This is a genomic window from Mucilaginibacter aquaedulcis, assembly GCF_030409325.1.
Taxonomy (GTDB): domain Bacteria; phylum Bacteroidota; class Bacteroidia; order Sphingobacteriales; family Sphingobacteriaceae; genus Mucilaginibacter; species Mucilaginibacter aquaedulcis.
The window spans coordinates 1,183,780-1,206,072 of record NZ_JAUFPR010000004.1 but is presented as its reverse complement, the minus strand read 5'-3'; the positions used below and the strand labels follow the sequence as shown (position 1 = coordinate 1,206,072).

Annotated in this window: 22 protein-coding genes; 8 read left to right on the top strand and 14 right to left on the bottom strand. The window is 40.4% G+C overall.

Annotation, left to right across the window (positions count from 1 at the left end; genetic code table 11):
- Positions 1 to 17: 17 nt before the first annotated feature.
- The 3 genes from QWZ01_RS23720 to folP form a co-directional block, all read right to left on the bottom strand.
- Positions 18 to 767, bottom strand: coding sequence for a hypothetical protein (locus tag QWZ01_RS23720; RefSeq protein ID WP_290327803.1), 750 nt, complete (start codon positions 765 to 767; stop codon positions 18 to 20).
- A gap of 11 nt (positions 768 to 778) precedes the next feature.
- Positions 779 to 1,237 carry a nuclear transport factor 2 family protein gene (locus QWZ01_RS23715; RefSeq protein ID WP_290327802.1) on the bottom strand — a complete coding sequence of 153 codons (459 nt, stop codon included), beginning with the start codon at positions 1,235 to 1,237 and terminating at the stop codon, positions 779 to 781.
- 65 nt (positions 1,238 to 1,302) lie between these two features.
- Positions 1,303 to 2,160, bottom strand: a complete 858-nt coding sequence (gene folP / locus QWZ01_RS23710) for a dihydropteroate synthase (protein ID WP_290327800.1) — start codon at positions 2,158 to 2,160, stop codon at positions 1,303 to 1,305.
- Positions 2,161 to 2,327: 167 nt separating this feature from the next.
- Between folP and QWZ01_RS23705 the strand changes: the two genes are divergently transcribed.
- From QWZ01_RS23705 to QWZ01_RS23690, 4 genes are read left to right on the top strand one after another with little or no spacing between them, the layout of a single operon-like run.
- The gene (locus tag QWZ01_RS23705; protein ID WP_290327798.1) at positions 2,328 to 2,807 is read left to right on the top strand and encodes a DUF1599 domain-containing protein; all 480 of its coding nucleotides are present in this window, start codon (positions 2,328 to 2,330) and stop codon (positions 2,805 to 2,807) included.
- 10 nt (positions 2,808 to 2,817) lie between these two features.
- Positions 2,818 to 3,969 carry a BT_3928 family protein gene (locus QWZ01_RS23700; protein ID WP_290327796.1) on the top strand — a complete coding sequence of 384 codons (1,152 nt, stop codon included), beginning with the start codon at positions 2,818 to 2,820 and terminating at the stop codon, positions 3,967 to 3,969.
- Between the two features lie 2 nt (positions 3,970 to 3,971).
- Positions 3,972 to 5,030, top strand: a complete 1,059-nt coding sequence (locus QWZ01_RS23695) for an ABC transporter permease (RefSeq protein WP_290327794.1) — start codon at positions 3,972 to 3,974, stop codon at positions 5,028 to 5,030.
- A gap of 9 nt (positions 5,031 to 5,039) precedes the next feature.
- Positions 5,040 to 5,549 (top strand): shikimate kinase, encoded by a 510-nt coding sequence (locus tag QWZ01_RS23690; RefSeq protein WP_290327792.1) that lies wholly within the window; start codon positions 5,040 to 5,042, stop codon positions 5,547 to 5,549.
- Here QWZ01_RS23690 and QWZ01_RS23685 read toward each other — a convergent pair.
- From QWZ01_RS23685 to kbl, 10 genes are all read right to left on the bottom strand, one after another.
- Positions 5,536 to 5,841, bottom strand: coding sequence for a hypothetical protein (locus tag QWZ01_RS23685; protein ID WP_290327791.1), 306 nt, complete (start codon positions 5,839 to 5,841; stop codon positions 5,536 to 5,538). The genes QWZ01_RS23690 and QWZ01_RS23685 overlap by 14 nt on opposite strands.
- On the bottom strand, positions 5,834 to 6,070 hold the full coding sequence (locus QWZ01_RS23680) for a hypothetical protein (protein WP_290327789.1): 237 nt from the start codon (positions 6,068 to 6,070) through the stop codon (positions 5,834 to 5,836). The genes QWZ01_RS23685 and QWZ01_RS23680 overlap by 8 nt, the downstream gene beginning before the upstream one ends.
- Before the next feature lie 31 nt (positions 6,071 to 6,101).
- Complete coding sequence (locus tag QWZ01_RS23675) at positions 6,102 to 6,611, bottom strand: phosphoribosyltransferase family protein (protein WP_290327787.1); 510 nt, start codon at positions 6,609 to 6,611, stop codon at positions 6,102 to 6,104.
- 63 nt (positions 6,612 to 6,674) lie between these two features.
- Positions 6,675 to 7,070 (bottom strand): hypothetical protein, encoded by a 396-nt coding sequence (locus tag QWZ01_RS23670; RefSeq protein ID WP_290327785.1) that lies wholly within the window; start codon positions 7,068 to 7,070, stop codon positions 6,675 to 6,677.
- A 141-nt stretch (positions 7,071 to 7,211) separates the two neighbouring features.
- Entirely contained in the window at positions 7,212 to 8,621 is a 1,410-nt protein-coding gene (gene rlmD / locus QWZ01_RS23665) for a 23S rRNA (uracil(1939)-C(5))-methyltransferase RlmD (protein WP_290327783.1), read from the bottom strand.
- A gap of 416 nt (positions 8,622 to 9,037) precedes the next feature.
- The gene (locus QWZ01_RS23660; RefSeq protein ID WP_290327781.1) at positions 9,038 to 9,772 is read right to left on the bottom strand and encodes a ferritin-like domain-containing protein; all 735 of its coding nucleotides are present in this window, start codon (positions 9,770 to 9,772) and stop codon (positions 9,038 to 9,040) included.
- A gap of 148 nt (positions 9,773 to 9,920) precedes the next feature.
- Positions 9,921 to 10,502, bottom strand: coding sequence for a TetR/AcrR family transcriptional regulator (locus tag QWZ01_RS23655; protein WP_290327780.1), 582 nt, complete (start codon positions 10,500 to 10,502; stop codon positions 9,921 to 9,923).
- Positions 10,503 to 10,505: 3 nt separating this feature from the next.
- Positions 10,506 to 10,913 (bottom strand): Rieske (2Fe-2S) protein, encoded by a 408-nt coding sequence (locus QWZ01_RS23650; protein ID WP_290327778.1) that lies wholly within the window; start codon positions 10,911 to 10,913, stop codon positions 10,506 to 10,508.
- A complete protein-coding gene (pheS, locus tag QWZ01_RS23645) occupies positions 10,910 to 11,941 on the bottom strand; it encodes a phenylalanine--tRNA ligase subunit alpha (protein WP_290327776.1) in 1,032 nt (343 codons plus the stop codon). Before pheS ends, QWZ01_RS23650 begins: the two co-directional genes overlap by 4 nt.
- A 106-nt stretch (positions 11,942 to 12,047) precedes the next feature.
- The gene (kbl, locus tag QWZ01_RS23640; protein ID WP_290327775.1) at positions 12,048 to 13,238 is read right to left on the bottom strand and encodes a glycine C-acetyltransferase; all 1,191 of its coding nucleotides are present in this window, start codon (positions 13,236 to 13,238) and stop codon (positions 12,048 to 12,050) included.
- A gap of 131 nt (positions 13,239 to 13,369) precedes the next feature.
- Between kbl and QWZ01_RS23635 the strand changes: the two genes are divergently transcribed.
- On the top strand, positions 13,370 to 15,850 hold the full coding sequence (locus QWZ01_RS23635; RefSeq protein WP_290327773.1) for a DUF5686 and carboxypeptidase regulatory-like domain-containing protein: 2,481 nt from the start codon (positions 13,370 to 13,372) through the stop codon (positions 15,848 to 15,850).
- Positions 15,851 to 15,971: 121 nt separating this feature from the next.
- Complete coding sequence (trhO, locus tag QWZ01_RS23630) at positions 15,972 to 16,928, top strand: oxygen-dependent tRNA uridine(34) hydroxylase TrhO (RefSeq protein WP_290327771.1); 957 nt, start codon at positions 15,972 to 15,974, stop codon at positions 16,926 to 16,928.
- Between the two features lie 71 nt (positions 16,929 to 16,999).
- Here trhO and QWZ01_RS23625 read toward each other — a convergent pair whose 3' ends face one another.
- Positions 17,000 to 17,242, bottom strand: a complete 243-nt coding sequence (locus QWZ01_RS23625; RefSeq protein WP_290327769.1) for a hypothetical protein — start codon at positions 17,240 to 17,242, stop codon at positions 17,000 to 17,002.
- 456 nt (positions 17,243 to 17,698) lie between these two features.
- On the opposite strand from QWZ01_RS23625, the gene QWZ01_RS23620 reads away from it, so the two are divergent.
- Both QWZ01_RS23620 and QWZ01_RS23615 read left to right on the top strand, forming a co-directional pair.
- Positions 17,699 to 20,686: a SusC/RagA family TonB-linked outer membrane protein gene (locus QWZ01_RS23620; RefSeq protein ID WP_290327767.1), complete on the top strand. Its 2,988-nt coding sequence runs from the start codon at positions 17,699 to 17,701 to the stop codon at positions 20,684 to 20,686.
- An 11-nt stretch (positions 20,687 to 20,697) separates the two neighbouring features.
- Entirely contained in the window at positions 20,698 to 22,233 is a 1,536-nt protein-coding gene (locus QWZ01_RS23615) for a RagB/SusD family nutrient uptake outer membrane protein (protein WP_290327747.1), read from the top strand.
- Positions 22,234 to 22,293 lie beyond the last annotated feature (60 nt).

Below are 22,293 nucleotides of genomic sequence, written 5' to 3'. Positions count from 1 at the left end.
TAAAAAAATTGCTGTAGTTACATTTTGAACATAACCTCTGATGTGAAGTATCGAATTTCTTCTTTGATGCCGCTTATATCTCTGTTTATCGGGCTATAATAAGGAGCGATTTGCCCATCAACCCTGATTCTCAATTTTATTTCATTATTTAAACCGGACAATTCAAATGTATCATTATCTACCCATTTTGCAGATTCTAGTAATCGCGTATAGAAAAACCATCCCGGATGAGTTTTAAACAATATCTGTTCTGTAACTACTACACCTTTTTTATCCAAAAAACTGATTTTTATTTCTGTATAATCAAAAAGGAAGTTGGCCATTACAACAGCTTTGATGGTTTTGGTTTTATTATACTTAGCTCCTTTAAATAACTCCTTGCTTAACTTAAAACCATTATTTAATATTTCTTGGTAACCAAAATCTAACTGACCTAAATTAAAATTTAACTTCTCATACAGAGCAGTTAAACATTTATACACACATTCTGATAATAGCTTAACTTTCCCTAAAAAATCCTGTTTACTAAATTTATTAAAAGGGAACGTTTCTTTTATGGTATGAATACTGTTAAAAGATGATATATCTATTTCATCGGGATGACGAGAAAACTCTACCACAATTTTACTCACCTTATTCACTGCAATCTCAGGGAGGTGAAAGGTAAACAAATTACCCACGAAAACGCCATACCTTGTAAAATCCTCATATTTTGCGATCCCCGAGTTATTTACTCTAATATCAATCCAAAGTCTTTTTGCTTTCATAAATCAGTAAACTACTCCGGGCAATTATCTTTTCGGCGGGTATCTACAATATAAATGATCTTCCAGCCATCTTTAGTTTTCATCAGCTGAAATACATCTACACCGCAATGGCTAAAAGTTTTATCGAGGTAAAACTTGTATGGAGCCCAAACACTGGATAAAGGGCCATCAATCTTAATATCTTTAAAAATAACCTGCTCATCCCACACACCTTTATGCGGTGTACCCACCGCTTTTATAAAATCATCGGCATTTTCAGTTTCCAAAGCTACTGAGCCATCCTTTTTATTGGCTACACCCTGAAAAGCGATCCCTTTGGCAAAAGTGCTTCGCAATAAAGTGCTATCGCCCTTGCGCATGGCATCAAACATGGTATTGATGGTTTGTTTGATAGCATCCTGATCGGTTTGCTGAGCATAACCCCTAACAGACAGGATCATGATAACGATTAGTGTGATCAATTTTTTCATAAAGATTACTGACTTACTAATATAATTAATCGCCGATAATGTTTACCTGCCAATATCACCTTAGTTTAAGATTGTGCCAACACCCCCCAGATCTTAACTGCTTCCACCGCCTCTTTCACATCGTGCACCCGTAATATATTTGCGCCCTTCATCAAGCTTATGGTATTCAAAACAGTGGTACCGTTCAGCGCTTCCGCTGCAGTGTTCTCCAGCAAACCGTATATCATTTTTTTACGGGATATACCTGCCAGTACGGGTAAGCCCAATACCTGAAAATCCTGCAAACGGTTCATCAAGGCATAATTATGCTCTTGTTTTTTGGCAAACCCAAAACCGGGATCAATAATTACATCGTGAACACCCAACTGTTTCAACTGTTGATAGCGGGATGCCAAATGATCATACACATCCAAAAACACATTATCATACTGCGCAAGCTGTGTCATAGTTTGAGGTGTGCCCTTCATATGCATTAATATATAGGGAATTTGCAAACGGGCTACCGTAGCGAACATATCGTTATCCAACTGCCCGCCGGATATATCATTAATAATATGCGCTCCGGCTTTAATGGCGGCCTCGGCAACCAGGGCACGGAAAGTATCGATAGAAAGTATAGCTTCGGGGAAAGCGGCAATAATTGCCTCTACAATGGGCAGCAAACGGTCTGTTTCTTCAGCTATGGAAATATCTGTAGCGCCCGGACGAGAGGAATAAGCTCCGATATCTAAAAAGGTTGCACCATCGGTCATCATTTTTTCGGCTTGCTTCAGAGCTTCCTCAATACCGGGTTTACGGCTGCCTTCATAAAATGAATCGGGCGTTAGGTTAATAATACCCATAACTTTGGGCGAGGATATGTCGATAAGTTTACCGCCGGCATTTAGGGTAACCTTTTTATGAAAAAATGTATCTTTAGCCACTGTTTTTATATAAACGCTGTTTAGATGAACGATGCAAAGTTAATTTAATCTTTACGTAGCCCTAACAGCTTTTAAATAAAACACATCAACCCCTAAAACAGATCAATAAGTTGAGCAATACATCAGCAGAATACGACGCAGTTATTAACATTTGCAAGGGCCTTTTCATGAAAAAGACTCGTGATTATGGCACCGCATGGCGCATTTTACGCCCACAATCCATCACCGATCAGATATTCATCAAGGCGCAGCGCATACGCACACTGGAAGAAAAAAAGGTGTCGAAAGTTGGCGAAGACATCACAGGCGAATATATTGGCATAGTAAACTATTGCGTTATAGCCATGATGCAGCTGGAATGCCCTGCCAATACCCCTAACGAACTTGCACCTGATCACGTAGAAGTATTATTTGATGAAAAGGTGAAGGAAACCAAAGCCCTCATGTTTGCTAAAAACCATGATTATGGCGAAGCCTGGCGCGAAATGCGTATCAGTTCATTAACTGATCTGATACTGATGAAATTACTGCGCGTTAAGCAAATTGAGGATAACCAGGGCCTTACCGAAGCATCAGAAGGAGTAAAGGCTAATTACCAGGATATGCTTAACTATTCGGTATTTGCCTTAATTAAACTTGGAGCATAATATTACCTGAATGAAAAACAGCCTTATTTGGTTTTGCAGAATAGCCGTTGGCTTGCTATTCATTTTTTCGGGCCTGATCAAGGCTAATGACCCATTAGGATTCTCGTACAAGCTGGAAGAATACTTTGAAGTTTTCCACATCATGTTCCTGAACGGGTTTGCGCTGAGCATGGCTATATTGCTCTGTGCATTGGAAATGTTGCTTGGCTTTGCATTACTGATAGGCGTGAGGGCTGTAAAAATAACCTGGGGCCTGTTATTACTCATTATATTTTTTGGCTTTTTAACATTTTATTCGGCCTTTTTTAAGGTGGTACAAACCTGCGGCTGTTTTGGCGATGCCATTCCGCTTACACCATGGCAATCGTTTAGTAAGGATATGGTATTACTTGTACTTGTATTAGTTCTTTTTGTTAACCGCACCAAAATAAGCCCGTTGTTTAAACCTAAAGCCGGTGATAAATGGTTGATAGGTGCAGCCATTGTATCGGTAGGGTTTGGTATTTACACTTACAACTTTATGCCTGTTATTGACTTTTTACCTTACAAGGTAGGAGCCAATATATTAGACGAAATGAAGATACCGGCAGGCGCTCCTCTGGATATTTTTGAGGTTACCTACAATCTTAAAAACAAAAAGACAGGTGAAAGCAAAACAATGAGCGATAAGGAATATCTCAGTACCAACATTTGGAAAGATGCTAACTGGGAAGTAGTAGGTAACCCTGAAAGCCGCCTCATTAAAAAAGGTTTTGAGCCTAAGATCCGCGACCTTTCGATACAAGACGGTCAGGGAAACGACTATACTAAAGAACTGCTTAGCAATCCTTTTTATAGCCTCGTTATAGTAGCTTATGACCTGGATAAAACCAGCGGAGAAGCCATTAACCGCTTAAATGCCCTGGCTATTAATGCTACGGAGAATTATAATATTCGTACAGTACTGCTTACCTCAAATTCTGCCCAAAGCGCGGAGGCCTTTGCCAAAGCTCACAAATTGGTCACTGAAATTTTTTATGCCGATGGTGTACCACTTAAATCAATGGTGCGTGCCAACCCTGGGGTGCTGCTGCTTAAAAACGGAACCATCGTTAATAAATGGCATTACCACTCGGTGCCTACTTATGACGGTATGGTAAAAAAATATTTTCAACACCAGTAATAATGATCAGCTACCTCATCCGCAAAATATTTTACGGACTGGCCGTAATGTTGGGCGTGGTGCTGGTTGTTTTTTTCCTTTTCAATATTTTACCTGTTGACCCGGCCCGGATGACGCAGGGCCAGCGTGCTGATGTACAATCCTTACAGGCAGTACGTAAAGAATTTGGATTGGATAAACCCATCCCTGTACAATTTGCCTACTACCTTAATGATCTTTCACCTATCGGTATCCATTTAAATAATGCCGACGAACAGCAACGATACCATTACGCCAAGCTATTCCCGATTGGTACAACAAAAGTATTGGCTATAAAATGGCCCTACCTGCGCCGTTCATACCAAACACGTAAGGATGTAGCAAGTCTTTTAATGGATGTTATTCCAAACACTTTGGTATTGGCAACCACAGCTATGATATTCGCTATAATTATAGGCGTATTTTTAGGTGTGTTGAGCGCGGTGAACAAGGATACATGGATTGATAAATTGGCTATAAGCTTTTCAACCTTAGGAATATCAGCTCCATCATTTTTCGCGGGCATCATTATCGCCTGGATATTCGGGTTTGAACTGAGTAAGTATACCGGCTTGAACATGTCGGGCAGTTTGTACAGTTATGACCCTTTCAGAGGTGAGGTGATCAGTATCCGGAATCTGATATTGCCCATGATCACTTTGGGCTTGCGTCCGCTGGCTATTGTAGTTCAGTTAACACGCAATGCCATGCTCGATGTTTTGGGTCAGGATTATATCCGTACCGCCCGGGCAAAAGGTTTGGGCAGTAGTACAATTATTTACCGCCATGCACTTAAAAACGCGTTAAACCCTGTAATCACAGCTATTGCCAACTGGTTTGCGTCGTTACTGGCCGGATCATTTTTTGTAGAATACATTTTTGGGTACAATGGCTTGGGTAAAGCTACGGTTGATGCACTGGAAATGTCAGATTTCCCGGTGGTGATGGGCTCTATACTTTTCATCGCTTTTATTTTTGTGGTGATCAGTATTTTGGTTGATATTATTTATGTTTGGATAGATCCGCGGGTAAAATTAAGCTGATATATTATTATGAAGTATTTTTTAGTCGGCTTTATGGGCTGTGGCAAAACCACCTGGAGCCGAAAACTGGCAGCCAAATTAGGCTACGAATTTATTGATCTTGACCATGTACTGGAAGCAAAGGCCGGTATGAGCATTGCCGAGTATTTTTCGAGCTTTGGAGAAGACGCTTTCCGCAAACTGGAATCAGATGTACTAAAGCATACTGAATATCCTGAAAATGTAGTGGTATCAACCGGTGGCGGGCTACCATGCTTTTTTGACCATATGCAATGGATGAATTCCAATGGCAAGAGTTTATATATCAAATTATCACCAAAAACACTTGCCGACAGGCTTGAAAACAGCAAAACCATACGTCCGGTATTGCAAGGCAAAAAAGGGGACGAGCTTGTAGAATTTATTACAGGTAAACTTGCAGAGCGCGAAAGTTATTACCTGCAAGCGAGCAATATTGTTGAAGGAATTGATATGTCAGTAGAAAAACTGGAAGAGGCTTTGGGAATTAAGGCCATTTAGAATAATCTAACCGATTATCTAATATCGTTAGTACCGTAATTTGATTTTCGCCAATCTTGTAAAAAACTGACAATTGCTTGCTTAAAACCGCCCTACGAATATTTTTACCTTTTGAACTTAAGGGATAAAGCTCATGAAATACTGTTACCACGCTTTCAAATATTTCAAGTAATCGGTAAAATTTGGCTACTTCTTTTTGAGTAAACTTATTGAGTAAATAATTTTTGGTAGCTATTGCGTCGGTATTTGAACGCTTGGTAAAAATAATACCGACAGAGGCATTTTCAGGCATCCTTTAGATTATTCCAAAACGTATTTGATGAGATAACCCGGCCACTTTCGGCATCACTTATTCCTTCATCAATGTGTTGCTTTTGCGCCTCAGATAAATCGTACCACCAATCCTTATCAGTTTTGCTATTTCTCAATCCATCTAAAACCAGCAACATATTTGAGTCGGAAAGCTGCTCAATCCAGGCTATTAAATTTGATTTTGTTTTTTTGATTTCAGCTACTGACATAATCGAAAGTATATAAACAAATTTAACGATTCTACATCAAATAAACAGCGTCTTCACCACCTGTTTCGGTCAAAACAACATCTACGTGTTCTTTGATCACGGTTGAAAGGGCAACACCTGCAAAATCCGTTGTTATTGGGAAGCTTTTGTGATTACGATCGATCAGTACTACAGTACGCAGCTTTTTCAATGGCACATCCAGAAAAACACCAAAGCCATAGGCCAGGGTTTTGCCGCTGTTTAGTACATCATCAACTAGGATCACTACTTTATTATTGCACTCCTGTTTATCAAAATCAATAATGGCCTGAAGTGTGCTGCTTTGTTTTTCAATCTCGATGGTTAACAGCTTGCTTTTGAAAGGCGCAATTGTATCTAAAATGTTTTTTATACGTTGAGCTATATGGTTACCCCGGGGTAATATGCCTGCTATCAGTATTTCCTCTTCGTCAAAGTTATCTTCCAGTATCTGGTAGGCAATACGGTCAATCTTTTGTTGTATCTGCTGCTGGTTTAATATCAGGAGTTTCTTTTCGGACATGTTCGGATAATAAAATACTGATGTAAATATATAAAATTAACTACCCACCAATAACTTCAATTACTACTTCGCATACGGAAAGTATACAAAATTGGCACCTTCGGGCACTACCACAAAAACGCACATATACTCGTTAGGATTTTTGTAGCTATTAATAAAGCGGTCTTTCAGTTCTGGCTTAATAACGCCTCGCTCTTCAAACTCCTCAAGTGTTGAGGCATGAATGCTCCACTCAGAGTTTAAATCGTTCCTGTCCAATATTACCTCGCCCAGTTTAAGTTCATGCTGGTGAGCTATAAAAATAGGGTAAGATGAAAGTCCCTCCATCATAATTTCTACAGCTACCTCATGGATAGATTCTTTAAATATTTTAAGGTCACGTTCCACACTCAACAGCGGGCTATCAGCTGCCGGTTTCTTACTTTCATTACCTTCGTTTAACAGATCTTCGGGTTGCATAATTTGACCGTTGATTTATTTTTGATTACGTTGATTTCGTTGATACTTTTTTGTCTGAACCAGGAATAAACAGATTAAAAGATTATTGGATTTTTTGTCTTTACTCTTTTATCCCTTAGTCCTTCGTCTATAAATCCTTTATCAGTCTTTCCTTAGCACTAATAACACTACGTTTTCTACGTGTTGTGTGTGCGGAAACATATCAACTGGTTGTATTTTTACAGTATCGTATTTTTCTTTAAGTACCAGCAAATCGCGAGCCTGCGTGGCAGCATTGCAGCTTACGTAAACAATTTTTTCAGCTTCAATTTCCATCAGGCGGTTTACTACATCAGGGTGCATACCTGCGCGGGGAGGATCGGTAATAATTACATCCGGCTTGCCATGTTCTGCTACAAAATCGGCTACAAGCACATCTTTCATATCACCGGCATAAAATTTTGTGTTGGTTATATTATTAATGGCCGAGTTTACTTTAGCATCTTCTATAGCGGTTGGCACGTATTCAACTCCAACTACCTCCCTTACATGGCCGGCAATAAAGTTGGCTATGGTACCAGCTCCTGTATACAGGTCATAAACCAGTTCATCGCCTTTAAAACCTGCAAAGTCGCGGGTTATTTCATATAGGCGCAGAGCCTGGATGCTGTTGGTTTGATAAAATGATTTTGGACCGATCCGGAATTTTATCCCGTTCATTTCCTCATGAATATATTCAGGGCCCTTAAAGGCTACAACATCCTGATCAAAAATGGTATCGTTCTTTTTTTGGTTGATGATGTACAATAGTGATGTGATCTCCGGAAAACCGGCATCAATAAAGTTCATCAGCTTGTTAACCTCCTCTTCACTTACATAGGCAAATACCACAATCACCATAATCTCGCCGGTTGATGAGGTTCGTACGATCAGGTTGCGCAGCGAACCCTCGTGGTTTCGGAGGTTATAAAAAGTATAACCCTGAGCAATTACAAAATCGCGGATGCTGTTGCGCAAGGTGTTTGATGGTTCAGCTTGCAGATAGCAGTGCTTTACATCCAATATTTTATCAAAACGGCCAGGGATGTGAAAGCCCAGCGCGTTCATGTTCAGTGTTTCGTCTTCTTTATTCTCGCCATCGTATAACCAGCGCTTATCGCTAAAAGTATATTCCAGTTTATTGCGGTAATAACGATCGGCAGGGGATGGCACAATATCCATCATATCTTCAACATCAATTTTAGCTATACGACCCAGTGCATCGGCTACAGATTTTTGTTTAAATTTCAACTGACCTGTATAATCCATATGCTGCCATTTACAGCCACCACAGGTACCAAAATGCTCGCAAAACGGTTCAACCCGGTATTCCGACGGCTGTTTAAGCGTCACGATCTTTCCTTCACCAAAATTCTTTTTGCTTTTATAAACCTGTACATCGGCTACGTCGCCGGGAATGGCTTTATCCACAAAAAGCACAAAGTCGTCGGTTTTACCTACGCCCTTACCTTCTTCGGCAATATCAATGATCCGAACATCCTCAAAAAACTTCTGTTTAGCAACTTTATTCATCAGGCTGCAAAGTTAACCGTATTTATTTAATCCTGAAATGGCGGGGGAGAGAGAAGCAAGAGGTGAGAGTCAAGAAATAAGAAAAACTATGAAGCTAACGGGATAGTAAAGTCAAAATATAAGATTCAAGAAATAAGAAAACATGGAAAGAGTTTACAAGATAAGGCAATAAAATACCATTTCGCTAAAAGCGAATTACGATAAGGAAAGAAGAACCATCAAGCAAACAAGCTCATAATGTAAGATACAAAATCATCTGCATCCATATCGGCTATGGCTATGTCAAATTGCTCATCAATCTGGTCTGAAAATTCTGTCAGTTCGCGGCTCATGATAAAAAATTTACTATGCTAACATAGTAAATTTAATACCAAAAACCAAATCAGTATACAGTATTTTATTAATTGTTACAATGCTTAGTAATCCCATTGGATTTCCTGCGTATTGGTGATCATTTTTATGGTTTTGATATATTTATATTCCATTTTCCTTTTGTATGATTCATAGGTATTGCCTCCAGCCTTAAATATTTGTTTATGAGCCAACCATACTAAGGTTGATGTGGCATAAAAAAAATACCGGTAAACTTGTTTGCGCCAGCTTTGTGAGAAGGAATTTTTGCGTTCATATATCATAGCCAACCGCTCTGTTTGAAAAGTAATATGATATGCTTCGTCTATTAAAATATCCGTGCAGATCTCTTTCAACAGACCGCAATTTGTAGCATCTTTTAATGATTGGTAAAATATCTGTGCAGTACTTTCAACAACAATAACAGCCAATGTCCATATTTCCATGCTTGTATTTAGGTATCGAACTTTTCTGAAAAGGCTATCGCCCCAATCTTTCTTAATCCGGGGTTGCCCGATGGCATCCAGATACATACCCAGATTATTGCCGTGCTTTTGTTCTTCCTTTATAAAAAGCTTTACGGCTTCCACATAATCCGGGGCGTCCATTTTATCTGCATATTCAGTAGATGCGGCGATTAAGTTTTTCCCGTCTGATGTTTCACCTAACTGCCAGGCTTGTAAAGATGGCAATATCACCTTAACTTCTTCAGGAGTTATTACAGGACGTAAATTCCAGTTTACTCTTTTTATAGATGCATTTATCTTGAAATGACCTATCCAATAATTGCTTGTATGCATAATGATGATTTATTATAAAGTACTTTGAATTACAAAGTAAACATCTAAAAATTAAGGCCATTTGGCCTGTTACAAATTTCAAATCTACTTTGTATTTCAAAGTAACAAAGAAGATTTTATCATTCCAAATAATTATTCATCAAAAAAACTAAACCGAAATAGCCGCTTTCACTAAATATGGAAGGATCTCCTTTTGAAAAGAAACAAAATTCTTGCGTACATCTGAATCGCTTACTGATGTAAAGGCAAAACTGAACACAATGCTTTTACTGCACTTGATCAGGAAACGCAGGCGCTGCTGATAAGTTTCATACTTACGTATACCCGGTAACTGAACAAAGGAAGCCATCAATAACTCCTCGAGTTCGTTCGATAGGTTTTTCAAAAAATCCTGCGAATTGGTTGATTCCCTGATAAAATCCCAGCCTATAAATTCATTACATATGGTGTATGACAAGCGGCAGGTTTTCATGATGAGGTTGTTCAAATAGGCTTCCTCATCCAAATCAAGCGTGTTGCTTTGCACCAGGTCATCAACACTGGCTTTAATATAATCCATTAACAAAATGTGCAAAACAGCCTCTTTACTATCAAAGTATTTATAAATAGTGGCCTTTGCAATTTTTGCCTTCTTGGCAATTTCGTTAACACTGGTTTTATGGTAACCGAATTTACGGAACAGATCCTGCGCCGCCCTTTTAATACTATCTTTTATTTTATCGGCTTCCATTTATTAATTAAAGACTTGAATAGTGAATTGAGTGGTTGCTACCTGGTACGATCGCAGTGATTGAGTAGCGGGTGCCTTTACTGGAGTGCCGTCTTCCAATGAAAACTTAGAGCCACTACATGCATCAACAGCCTGAAAACCGGTATCATCAACAGTAACTGCGCACTTTTTTTCAGGCTGATAACTACTGCAACGATCGTATGCAACAATTCCCCTCGTTTGTGAGTGATATAAGAGCAAACCAGCTACACCATATCCTGGCACATAAGCATAACCACCTACACTGTTAAGTGCACTATATTTGGGATTAATATCTGCCTGAAAATTAATAGGAGGGCTTGGAACTTGATTCCCTTTTCCGCATGAAAAAATACAAATACCTGTTAATAGTACCAGTACGAGCTTCCTCATAGCATTTCTGTTTGAAACTGTTTTAAGAAACGAACATCGTTCTCTGAGAATAAACGCAGATCCTTTATAACATATTTCAGGTTGGCTATTCTTTCCATACCCATACCAAATGCAAAGCCTGTATATTTCTTGCTATCTATGCCACAGTTTTCCAAAACATTAGGGTCAACCATTCCACATCCTAATATCTCAACCCAGCCAGTGTGTTTACACATGTTACACCCAGAACCTCCGCAAATGGTACATGATATATCCATTTCGGCAGATGGTTCTGTGAACGGGAAATATGACGGGCGGAAACGTACTTTAGTACCTGCACCATACAACTCCTGTACAAAGTGATAAAGTGTTTGCTTCAGATCAGAGAATGATACATTTTCGTCAACATACAAACCTTCTACCTGGTGAAAAAAGCAATGCGCCCGCGCAGATATAGCCTCATTACGGTAAACCCTGCCTGGCATAATAGCCCTGAACGGTGGTTTACCATGCTCCATCATCCTCACCTGTACTGATGAAGTGTGTGTACGCAAGGCAATATCATCCTTACCATTGTTCTTTTTAATAAAGAAAGTATCCTGCATATCACGAGCAGGGTGTTCTTCCGGAAAATTTAGTGCCGAAAAGTTATGCCAGTCGTCTTCAATTTCCGGACCCTCGGCAACTACAAATCCTAAACGTTTAAATATATCAATGATCTCATTACGTACCAGCGAAAGCGGATGGCGTGAACCAACAGCAAAGTCATCGCCCGGCAAGGTAAGATCCTGCGCGTTTTGGGTGCTGCTTTCGGCACTGTGCTGCTCTTTCAGTTCGTTATACTTAGCCTCAGCCAGTTGTTTAAATTGGTTAAGTACTTTACCAAAAGTGCGCTTTTCTTCCGGACCAACGGTTTTAAATTGCTCAAAAAGGTCTTTGATAATTCCCTTGGTACCTAAAAATTTGATGCGGAATGTTTCCAGTTCATCGGCGTTGGCCGGTGAAAATGCATTTATTTCGGACGTATACTGATCAATTTGAGCTTGCATTGTATGATATTATTTAAATTTTACCGGTATTAAACCAGCATAACTTGCCGGTAAAGTGAACCCTCACAATACCGGCAAGTGTGCAAATATAAAAAAAGCAGAACTATTATTTAATTACCGCTAATTCCTTACCTACTTTGGTAAAAGCGGCTATAGCCTTATCTAAATGTTGTGTATCATGCGCGGCAGATATCTGTACCCTGATACGTGCTTTACCCTGAGGTACTACCGGATAGTAAAAGCCGATAACATAAATGCCTTCGTCAAGCATTTTGGCGGCAAATTCCTGGGCAAGTTTTGCATCGTACAACATAACCGGCACAATTGGGTGCACACCTGGCTTGATATCAAAACCAGCTTCGGTCATTTTTTGACGGAAGTATTGGGTATTAGCTTCCAGCTTATCACGCAGGGAGGTTGTTTCGCTCAGCATATCAAGCACCGCAATAGATGCACCGGTGATAGCCGGAGCCAGCGTGTTTGAAAACAAGTAAGGACGTGAGCGCTGACGCAGCATATCGATAATTTCTTTACGGCCAGATGTAAAACCACCTGATGCACCGCCCAGAGCTTTACCCAGGGTACCTGTAATAATATCAATCTGCCCCATTACATTATGGTGCTCATGCGTACCGCGACCTGTTTTACCCATAAAACCAGAGCAATGACTCTCATCAATCATCACCAGGGCATTATACTGCTCGGCAAGGGCGCAAATTTTATCAAGCTGGGCAATGGTTCCGTCCATGCTGAAGGCACCGTCGGTTACAATAATACGGTGACGCAGATCTTTGGTAGCTTTTAATTTCTCTTCCAGATCGGCCATATCATCATGCTTATAGCGGTAGCGCTGAGCCTTGCACAAACGCACACCATCAATAATAGACGCGTGATTCAGCTCGTCGGATATAATGGCATCCTGATCGTTAAACAGCGGTTCAAAAACACCTCCGTTGGCATCAAACGCCGCGGCATATAATATGGTATCCTCAGTGCCTAAAAACTCAGATATTTTAGCTTCAAGCTGTTTGTGAATATCCTGTGTACCGCAAATAAAACGCACAGACGATAAACCGTACCCATGCGTATCCATCACGTTTTTAGCTGCCTGAATTACTTTTGGATTGCCCGAAAGGCCAAGGTAATTATTGGCGCAAAAGTTTATCACTTCTTTACCACCCTGAACTGTAATATCAGCACCTTGTGCTGATGTAATGATGCGTTCTTTCTTATACAATCCGGCACTTTCAATATCAGCAAGCTCCTGCTGCAAAACCGGCTTTAGTGTGTTATACATATTATATGCTATTTAGAGGGTGCAAAATTAAGCATTAACAGGCATTTGACAGGGTTAATTGAACCTTAATTATTTATTAAGCGTAGTTTAAAACATTTTATGGTTAATAAGTATTAGTTGATTTATAGCATATGAAAAAACACATACTCCTGACTATTATCACCTTATACACCTTAAACGCATCGGCACAGCAGTATTTGTTGTCGGGTCGCGTTACCAACCATCAAAATAATATTATCCCGTTTGCCTCTGTTTATATTAAAAATTCTACATACGGCACTACAAGTAACGAGGACGGGTTGTACCAGTTTAAACTATCCCCGGGTGATTATAGTGTTGTGTACCGAATAGTTGGTTATCAGGAAAAGGTAATACAGGTTACAATTGGAGCCGATAACAAACGGCTTGATGTGCAGCTGGATGATGAAGTATTTGCCACAAATCGTGTAGCATCTGTCTATATCAAAAATCGCGATGCTGCCGATACCATCATGAAACAGGTTATTCAGAAACGCAAATATTATCTTGACGAAGCTACCTCATACTCCTGCGCGGTTTATGTAAAGGGGGTACAAAAGCTAATGAGTGCCCCAAAGGCATTGCTTTCAAAAGAAGTGGTAAATGCCCTTGATCTCGATTCAAACGGAAGGGGCATTCTTTACCAATCAGAATCGTTATCTGATTACAGCTTTAAAAAAACTAACCAGATCAGGGAGGTAACCATTGCCAAAAGAATTACGGGTTTAAATACCGCATTCAGTTACAGCAAAGCATCAGACCTTGATGTAAACTTTTACAGAAATGTATTCAGTATAAACGGACTAAGCACCAGGGGTTTTGTATCGCCGCTGGCATCTTATGCAAATATCTTTTACAAGTATAAACTGTTGGGCACCTCCATTGAAAATGGCCGCACCATTGATAAGATTCAGGTGATACCGCGCCGCCAGCACGGACAGTATTTTCAGGGTAATATTTATATTGTGGAGGGCGACTGGCGCATTTACAGCGCCGACCTGTATGTTACCAATACCATGAGTAACATCAACCTGATTGATACACTGCAAATAAAACAGCAATACATCGCTATTACTGATAGTATATGGATGCCCGCCTCGGCGCAGCTGAGTTTTAAAGGAAAGGTGTTCGGGTTTAAATTTGGTGGATACTACAATACTATTTACAACAATTATAAAATCAACCCAACTTTTCCCGACGGTTATTTTACGGGCGAAATATTAAAGGTTGATACAACAGCAAACTCTAAAAAAGAGGATTACTGGACATCGGTGCGCCCCGTTCCTTCAACCCGGCAGGAGGCACGTGATTTTCATAAAAAGGACAGCATAGATGCTTACAAAAAAACAGATCAGTATCTGGATACATTACAGCATACCAAAAACCGCATCAATTATCCGGGGTATCTGATATTTGGGTATAGCGCCAGCAATCGCCACGAGAAAGATTCACTATATATATTCCCCTTTATACAAACCTTTTATTACAATACGGTAGAAGGCTTTGGCATTAATGCCAAGGTAAGGTATACCCATACCATTGATGATTTTCATTCATTTAGCATTACGCCTGATGCACGCTACGGATTTTCAAATAAACTGTTCAGCGCCAACATATATAGTGAGTATAAAAATGATCCGTTTCATGCAGCCAAATTTTTTGGAGGCTTTGGCAGCGATGTACTTGACCTCAACAATGTAGGTACGCGTTCTCTCTATTTCAATACCTTAAGTACATTGCTGAGCGAAAACAATTATGTAAAATATTACCGCTCGCAATATGGTATGTTCGGGTATCAGCGCGAAGTGCTGAATGGCTTTTTATTGAACGGAAGCCTGACCTATGCCAGCAGAAGTCAACTTTATAACACCGCATTCGGACATATTAAAAATGTGAAAGACCGTGAGTATACATCAAACAATCCGCTGGCACCTGCAGGTACACCGGCCGATGACCGCTCGGTTCTATTTCCGCAAAATCAAGCTTTAACCTTTGCACTCGCGGCAACTTTTACCTTTGATCAACGTTATGAAACCCGCCCAACTGCCAAGTTTAACATACCATCAAAATATCCTACATTAACGGTTAACTACCGCAAGGGTATAAAAAGCGCTTTCGGGTCAGATGTTGATTATGATTTTGCCTCACTTGATATCTCGCAATATAATATTCGCCTGGGTTTAACCGGATTTTCGTCATTCAAACTAACCGCCGGCGACTTTTTTAATAACAACAGGCTATATTACATGGATTACAACCACTTTTTAGGCAACCAGGGCCTTACCTTCGACCCAACCTATGTGGGTAGCTTCCATTTTTTACCGTTTTATACTTACAGCACAAATGGCGCTTTTTTCGAGGCCCATTTTCAGCACAATTTTGCAGGCTCCATACTCAACAAAGTACCTATCCTCCGCAAATTTAAGTTGGAAGAAGTAATTGGAGCCAATTATCTTACCACCAAAGGCAATACCAATTACCGGGAATTTTACATAGGTGTACAACGCCTCATATTCCGGGTTGATTATGGTATATCCTACGCCGGAAATCAAAAATACATCCAGGGCTTCAGAATATTTTATGGTATAAGATAGACTGAAAGCCTAAGGCGAAAGGCTTAAAGCTTTTGGCATTCAGGTTTTTACTTTGAGCTTTCTGCTCAATTAACTATCTTTGCGCCTCATTTAACACTGTTTGCAACAGTATCAATGGTTTATGGCATTATATAACACACTACTGTACTATTGTTATTCAACAATAGCTGATGCGGAGCAATTTGCTGCCGATCATTTAAAATTTTGTAAAAGCTTAGGATTAACCGGTCGCATTATCGTGGCTACCGAAGGGCTCAATGGCACAGTTTCCGGAACGGCCGAGGCCTGCAAAACCTATATGGACACTGTACATGCCGACGAACGTTTTGCCGGTATTGATTTCAAGATAGATGAAGTTGATACACCTTCGTTCGTAAAAATGCATGTTCGCTATAAATCAGAGATCGTACACTCCGGCTTACGTGATCCTGAAATCATCAATCCACAGCAAAAAACTGGTAAACATCTTGACCCAAAAGAATTTTTGGCCATGAAGGATAGGGATGATGTGGTAGTTTTGGATGTACGTTCAAACTATGAGCATTCTTTAGGCAAGTTCAAAAACGCGGTAACGCTTGATATTGAAAATTTCAGGGACTTCCCGGCTATGATCAATGAACTGGCCAAATACAAGGATAAAAAGATACTAACTTATTGTACAGGCGGCATAAAATGCGAAAAAGCATCAGCCCTGTTACTGCACGAAGGTTTTCCCGAAGTATACCAGCTACATGGCGGTATTATTAAATACGGCAAGGAAGCCGGCGGCGAAGACTTTGAAGGCAAGTGCTATGTTTTTGATAACCGCCTTTCTGTTGATGTAAATAATGTGAATCCTGTTGTTATATCAACCTGCCGCAATTGTGGTAAAACAACACCTAAAATGATCAACTGTGCTAATCCGGAGTGCAATGAGCATTTTACCCAATGCGATGAATGTGGCACCAAAATGGAAGGCTGCTGCAGCGATGCCTGCCAAAGTCATCCCCGCAAGCGCGAGTATGATGGTACAGGCTACTACGTAAAAGTTCCGCAACCGGTAAACACATTGAAAAAAGAAAAAATTCAGCTGGCATAACAGCCTGATAAAAAAGAAGCCCTGTGATACATTCACAGGGCTTCTTTTTTTAAGTGAATTTCGATCAGATCTTAGCTTTTTTTCTTGTCTTTAGCAGGTTTTTCTGCTTTAGCCGGTTTATCTGCTTTAGCTGGTGCAGCAGTTGCATTTGACTTATAGCGCTTATCCGGTGTTCCGTCTGATTTTAATTTTACTTTGTTGGTTTTATATCGCTTGTCAGGCGTGCCGTCTTTTTTGGTTTGCGGCAAAGCATAAGTAGTAATTGCGCCAAAACTCATTACAGCGAGCAATAGCATCGTGAGAAGTTTTTTCATGTTTTAAAGATTTATGAATTGTTTATATGCAATATAACCAAATACACCAACATCTACAACAACCCATTGCTATACTTTAACTTGATCAACAGCATGTTATAAATTCATTCGGATGCTTATTTATTTTTATATATAATATCATATACATATATAAATCAATAGTTATGCCATATAAATAAAGGACAACAGAATCCGAATTTTTTAACTGATAAAGATATTATAGACATTACTCAAACACTTTGCTCGCATACTTGTATTATAGTTGTCACAAACCAATAGCCAATAAACATCTGACTGTCATTACAATAAAAATTTAAACCACAATCACTGAGAATGCCTTTGTTTTGTGATGTATTAATGTTGAGTTTATTTTTTTAATAAGCACACAATATCCATTCCGTTTTATTAAAATAATAGATCAATTATTTTCTAACCAATTCTTATTAGCTAACCGTTATGAAAAGAATGTTTACTATTCCTGTGTTAGTGCTATTTTCTTTATTTTTTGCTGATGCTTCATTCGCTCAAAATGCCGCGGTAAAAGGCAAAATTACCGATGCTGTAACCGGCGAACCGCTGATTGGCGTAAGTGTTGCAATAAAGGGAACCACCACAGGAGTTCAATCCGATGTTAATGGCGCCTTTACATTGCAGGCACCACCAGATGCAACTCTTGTTTTAAGTTATATTGGCTATACCACGTTATCGGTACCGGTCAATAATCAAACCCAATTAGTTATAAAGTTGCAGCCCGAGGCAAAAGAGTTGCAACAGGTGGTTGTTATCGGTTACGGTACACAAAAGAAACGCGATGTAACCGGTTCTGTTGCCAGCGTAAACGGCGATCTGCTGGCCAAGCAACCTGTGCAAACTCCAACCCAGGCATTACAAGGTAAAGTATCAGGCGTACAGGTGTTATCATCCGGTCAGCCAAACTCAGCGCCTATATTGCGTATTCGTGGTACAGGATCTGTACTGGCAGGTGCCGACCCGCTTTATGTAGTTGACGGGGTGCTAACCAATGATATACGAAATGTTAATAGCTCAGACATCTTAACGCTTGATGTACTTAAGGATGCATCTGCGGCCATTTATGGTGTGCGTGGTGCCAATGGTGTGGTAATAATTACCACCAAAAAAGGCAAAAGCGGCCCGCCAACTGTAAGTTACGATGCAACTGTAGGCGTGCGAAAGATAGCCAGCCCCATTCAAATGGCAAACCGGGCTCAATATTCTGATTATTTGAAGGATGCCAACCCCTCTGCCGATGTTAATTCGCCGGTTACATTTCCGGGTACAACAGATTGGTTAAAAGCGGTTTCGAGGAATGCCTTTACCACCAATCATAACATCTCAGTATCTGGCGGCGGCGAAACCAATACCTATTTCATCAGCGCAAACTATCTTGATGATAAGGGCGTTATACAAACCAACGGCTTCCAGCGCTTTACTATTCGCGCTAACAACGAGGTAAACATCTCTAAAAAGTTAAAATTCAGTGAACAATTGTCGCTAACTCGCGGAGCTGAGCAAGCCATCAATTTTGGCGGCATATACGGCAACGTTTACCGTGCAGCGCCTATTATCCCATCTAAAATAGACGGAAAATATGGAAACACCTCTGCATGGGGAAACGTAGGTAACCCGCTTCTTCAATTAGATAAGGGCAACGATTTTAAACTTAATAACCGGGTACAGGGAAATGTAGCTTTGGATTATAAGCCCATAACCTCGCTCACCTTACACTCTGCCTTTAATACTGATATTAATTTCAATAACGAAAAGAACTACACCTACCAGTTTTTAGCCGATAACAATACGTACAATGTTGGTGGCGGTAATCAATATCAAAACTTAAGTAATTTGTTTGTTCAAAATGATAACAATTACCAATATACATGGGATAATACCATAACCTTTGATCAAACCTATGGCAAGCACCATATTACTTTGCTGGGTGGTTTTGTAACAGAAAAAAATCGGTCAAACTTTTTAAATGGCACCCGCCAGGATGTTCCGGCAAGTCAGGAACTGTGGTTCCTGAGCCTGGGTAATCCAGATGTTGGGGCATCTGACGCTAATGGTGGTGGTTTATTTACCCGCCAATCATTAGTATCACGAGCCAATTACGGTTACGATGGAAAATATTTGTTAAGTGCTTCCTTTCGCCGTGATGGTAGTTCCAAATTTAATCAGCACTGGGGCAACTTTTACACCTTTGGCGGTGGCTGGGTTATTTCTGAAGAGGCTTTCATGAAAGACAATAAGATATTTGACCAATTGAAACTCCGTGGTAGTTATGGTAAATTAGGTAACGATAATATTGACCAGGCCTTATACATTATAACCGCTACAACCAACCTGCCTTACTATTATAACGGAACGTTAAACTTAGGCAGCGTAATTCAGGATATCAAGAACACCAATCTGAAATGGGAAACCACCACACAATATGATATCGGTTTAGATTTCGCTTTATTGAACAATCGTTTAAGCGGTACTTTAGATTACTATAACAAAAAGGTATCTGATGCCTTAACAAAAATATCAATTCCCGCTATTTTAGGTGACCCCGATAATTTATTTATAACCAACGCCGCCTCATACAGTAACAAAGGTTTGGAGTTAGGTTTAAAATGGAATGATAAGATCAATGATAAAATATCCTATAACATTGGCTTTAACCTCAGCTATAATAAAAACAATGTTATTGGCTTAAATGGCGGCCAGTTTTTAGATGCCGGTGGCATAAACTCCAAAACAGTTACCCGTACAGACAATGGGCAACCAATTGCCAGCTATTATGTATTGCAGGAAACAGGCATTTTCCAAACCCAGGCCGAGGTTGATGCCGCACCAACCAATACATATGAGGCTAACAAGGTTGGCGGCTTCAAGTATGCCGATTTAAATAAGGATGGTAAAATTGATGCAAATGACCGTGCCTTTTCCGGCTCATACCAACCTAAGTATTATGGTGGTTTTACCCTCGGTATTAATTACACCCATTTTGACCTCAGTACCGATTTTAGCGGTAACTGGGGTAATAAAATTTATAACGGCAAAAAGAACTCGAGAGGAAGTGAAAATGACAACATTGAAGCCTCTTATGCCGATAGCCGTTTTACAACCTCCCGGCCATCAAGTACCGATCCTATCACCATTACTTCTTCAACACCGCCATCAACCTATTTTATTGAGTCAGGTGCTTATTTACGTTGCAATAACCTAACGCTTGGTTATACCCTGCCATCGGCCATGTTAAAAAAGGCTAATATTTCACGATTGAGAATTTACCTCACTTCGCAAAACCTGTTCACCCTTAAGCGTTACAGCGGTTCATCAGCAGAACTATTCCAGACCGATATTTTACAGTCGGGTATTGATGCAACCAACTATCCGGTAACCCGCACTTTTGCTCTCGGTGTAAATCTTCAATTTTAATTATCAGCAACATGAAAACGATATATAATAAAAATTTAAATATGATAGCTGTTTGCATGCTGGTTATTACCGCTACGCTCAGCGCCTGTAAACATTACCTGGAGGTGCCCCCTCAGGGCCAGATAACCCAAAGCGAGATCGCATCTGACCCTAATGCCGCCAAAAACCTGGTAATAGGTATTTATAATGTATTTTACATAGGAGGCTTTGATCCCGATATCGATAGCTTTCAATTTGTGATCATGACCGATATCGCCTCTGACGATGCTGATAAAGGAAGCTCGCCCGATGATTATGGTGATGCATTACAAATTGATAATCTTACTCCATCAGCATCAAACGGGGTATTAAATAATGTATGGGCAGGTCATTACCAGGGCATAGCACGAGCTAACCAGGCATTAGGGCAGCTTCAAAACGCCCAATTTGAGGCAGCCACTAAAAATGCCCTTATTGGCGAAGCCCGTTTTTTAAGAGCCTTGTTCTATTTTAACCTGGTACGCTTATATGGAGGTGTGCCTTTGCTTGACCAGGTTCCGCCAGCGAGTGAGGCCAATCAGGATAAGTACCAAACCCGCGCATCTTCGGATGATATTTATAAATTCATTATAGGTGATCTGGATTTCGCGGCTGCTAATCTCCCTGACAAAGGTGCTACGGATGTTGGCCGGGCTACAAAAAGCGCTGCCCAGGCACTCGAAGCTAAAGTTTATCTGTATATGCAAAATTATCAAAAAGCTTATGACCTGTCAAAAGCTGTTATGGATGGCGGCAAGTACACATTAGTTAAAGACTATTCGCTTATTTGGCGGCAAAAAGCTGTTAATGGCGATGGCGGCAATAACAACAGCGAATCAATTTTTGAGATACAGGCGGGTATAAATAAGGATTGTTCTTCAGGTATCAACTTATACACGGTATCACAGGGGCCACGCGCCGGGGGCAAGTTTGGCTGGGCCGATCTGGGCTTTGGCTTCAATAACCCATCAGCAAGTCTGCTTGCCGAATATGAAGCCAACGATGTACGCAAGGCTGCAACCGTGATTACCATACAGGATCATGGAACCGTGCTGTGGGATGGTTTCCGCATTCCGAGCCGCGACTCAGTTCAAAATGGGACTTATAGCTATAAGGCATACCATAGCCGTACAGCCGAAGATAATTGCGGAGGTAATACTGACCATTTGCCTAAACAGGTTCGCGTTTTACGTTATGCGGATATTCTATTGATAAATGCAGAAGCTGCTTTCCAGATCGGTCGTGCAGGTGAAGCCACTACAGATCTTAACATGGTACGTACCCGGGCAGGGTTGCCAGCATCTACCGCATCCCTATTAAACATATGGCATGAACGTCGCATGGAACTGGCCGAAGAACATGATCGTTTCTTTGATATCGTTCGTCAGGATGCGGTAATGCCTGGCCGGGCTGCCACTGCATTTGCAGCTCATGGCAAAACATGGAGTGCCAAAAATGCCTTGTTTCCTGTACCGCAAACACAAATTGATTTAAGCGGGGGCAGGCTCAAACAAAACCCAGGATATTAATTTAGTGGGGTTGATTTAAGTTAAGGCTGCCTCGCGTTATAAGCAGGCAGCCTTTTAATA

Bases quoted from the DNA above. Each gene is read 5' to 3' on its own strand.
- kbl (WP_290327775.1), bottom strand. From the start codon at position 13,238: ATGTATAACACACTAAAGCCGGTTTTGCAGCAGGAGCTTGCTGATATT.
- QWZ01_RS23675 (WP_290327787.1), bottom strand. From the start codon at position 6,611: ATGTCCGAAAAGAAACTCCTGATATTAAACCAGCAGCAGATACAACAA.
- QWZ01_RS23715 (WP_290327802.1), bottom strand. From the start codon at position 1,237: ATGAAAAAATTGATCACACTAATCGTTATCATGATCCTGTCTGTTAGG.
- QWZ01_RS23700 (WP_290327796.1), top strand. From the start codon at position 2,818: ATGAAAAACAGCCTTATTTGGTTTTGCAGAATAGCCGTTGGCTTGCTA.
- QWZ01_RS23695 (WP_290327794.1), top strand. From the start codon at position 3,972: ATGATCAGCTACCTCATCCGCAAAATATTTTACGGACTGGCCGTAATG.
- pheS (WP_290327776.1), bottom strand. From the start codon at position 11,941: ATGCAAGCTCAAATTGATCAGTATACGTCCGAAATAAATGCATTTTCA.
- QWZ01_RS23660 (WP_290327781.1), bottom strand. From the start codon at position 9,772: ATGCATACAAGCAATTATTGGATAGGTCATTTCAAGATAAATGCATCT.
- QWZ01_RS23720 (WP_290327803.1), bottom strand. From the start codon at position 767: ATGAAAGCAAAAAGACTTTGGATTGATATTAGAGTAAATAACTCGGGG.
- QWZ01_RS23655 (WP_290327780.1), bottom strand. From the start codon at position 10,502: ATGGAAGCCGATAAAATAAAAGATAGTATTAAAAGGGCGGCGCAGGAT.
- QWZ01_RS23625 (WP_290327769.1), bottom strand. From the start codon at position 17,242: ATGAAAAAACTTCTCACGATGCTATTGCTCGCTGTAATGAGTTTTGGC.
- QWZ01_RS23635 (WP_290327773.1), top strand. From the start codon at position 13,370: ATGAAAAAACACATACTCCTGACTATTATCACCTTATACACCTTAAAC.
- QWZ01_RS23680 (WP_290327789.1), bottom strand. From the start codon at position 6,070: ATGTCAGTAGCTGAAATCAAAAAAACAAAATCAAATTTAATAGCCTGG.
- QWZ01_RS23685 (WP_290327791.1), bottom strand. From the start codon at position 5,841: ATGCCTGAAAATGCCTCTGTCGGTATTATTTTTACCAAGCGTTCAAAT.
- trhO (WP_290327771.1), top strand. From the start codon at position 15,972: ATGGCATTATATAACACACTACTGTACTATTGTTATTCAACAATAGCT.
- rlmD (WP_290327783.1), bottom strand. From the start codon at position 8,621: ATGAATAAAGTTGCTAAACAGAAGTTTTTTGAGGATGTTCGGATCATT.
- QWZ01_RS23690 (WP_290327792.1), top strand. From the start codon at position 5,040: ATGAAGTATTTTTTAGTCGGCTTTATGGGCTGTGGCAAAACCACCTGG.
- QWZ01_RS23670 (WP_290327785.1), bottom strand. From the start codon at position 7,070: ATGCAACCCGAAGATCTGTTAAACGAAGGTAATGAAAGTAAGAAACCG.
- QWZ01_RS23620 (WP_290327767.1), top strand. From the start codon at position 17,699: ATGAAAAGAATGTTTACTATTCCTGTGTTAGTGCTATTTTCTTTATTT.
- QWZ01_RS23705 (WP_290327798.1), top strand. From the start codon at position 2,328: ATGAAAAAGACTCGTGATTATGGCACCGCATGGCGCATTTTACGCCCA.
- QWZ01_RS23650 (WP_290327778.1), bottom strand. From the start codon at position 10,913: ATGAGGAAGCTCGTACTGGTACTATTAACAGGTATTTGTATTTTTTCA.
- QWZ01_RS23615 (WP_290327747.1), top strand. From the start codon at position 20,698: ATGAAAACGATATATAATAAAAATTTAAATATGATAGCTGTTTGCATG.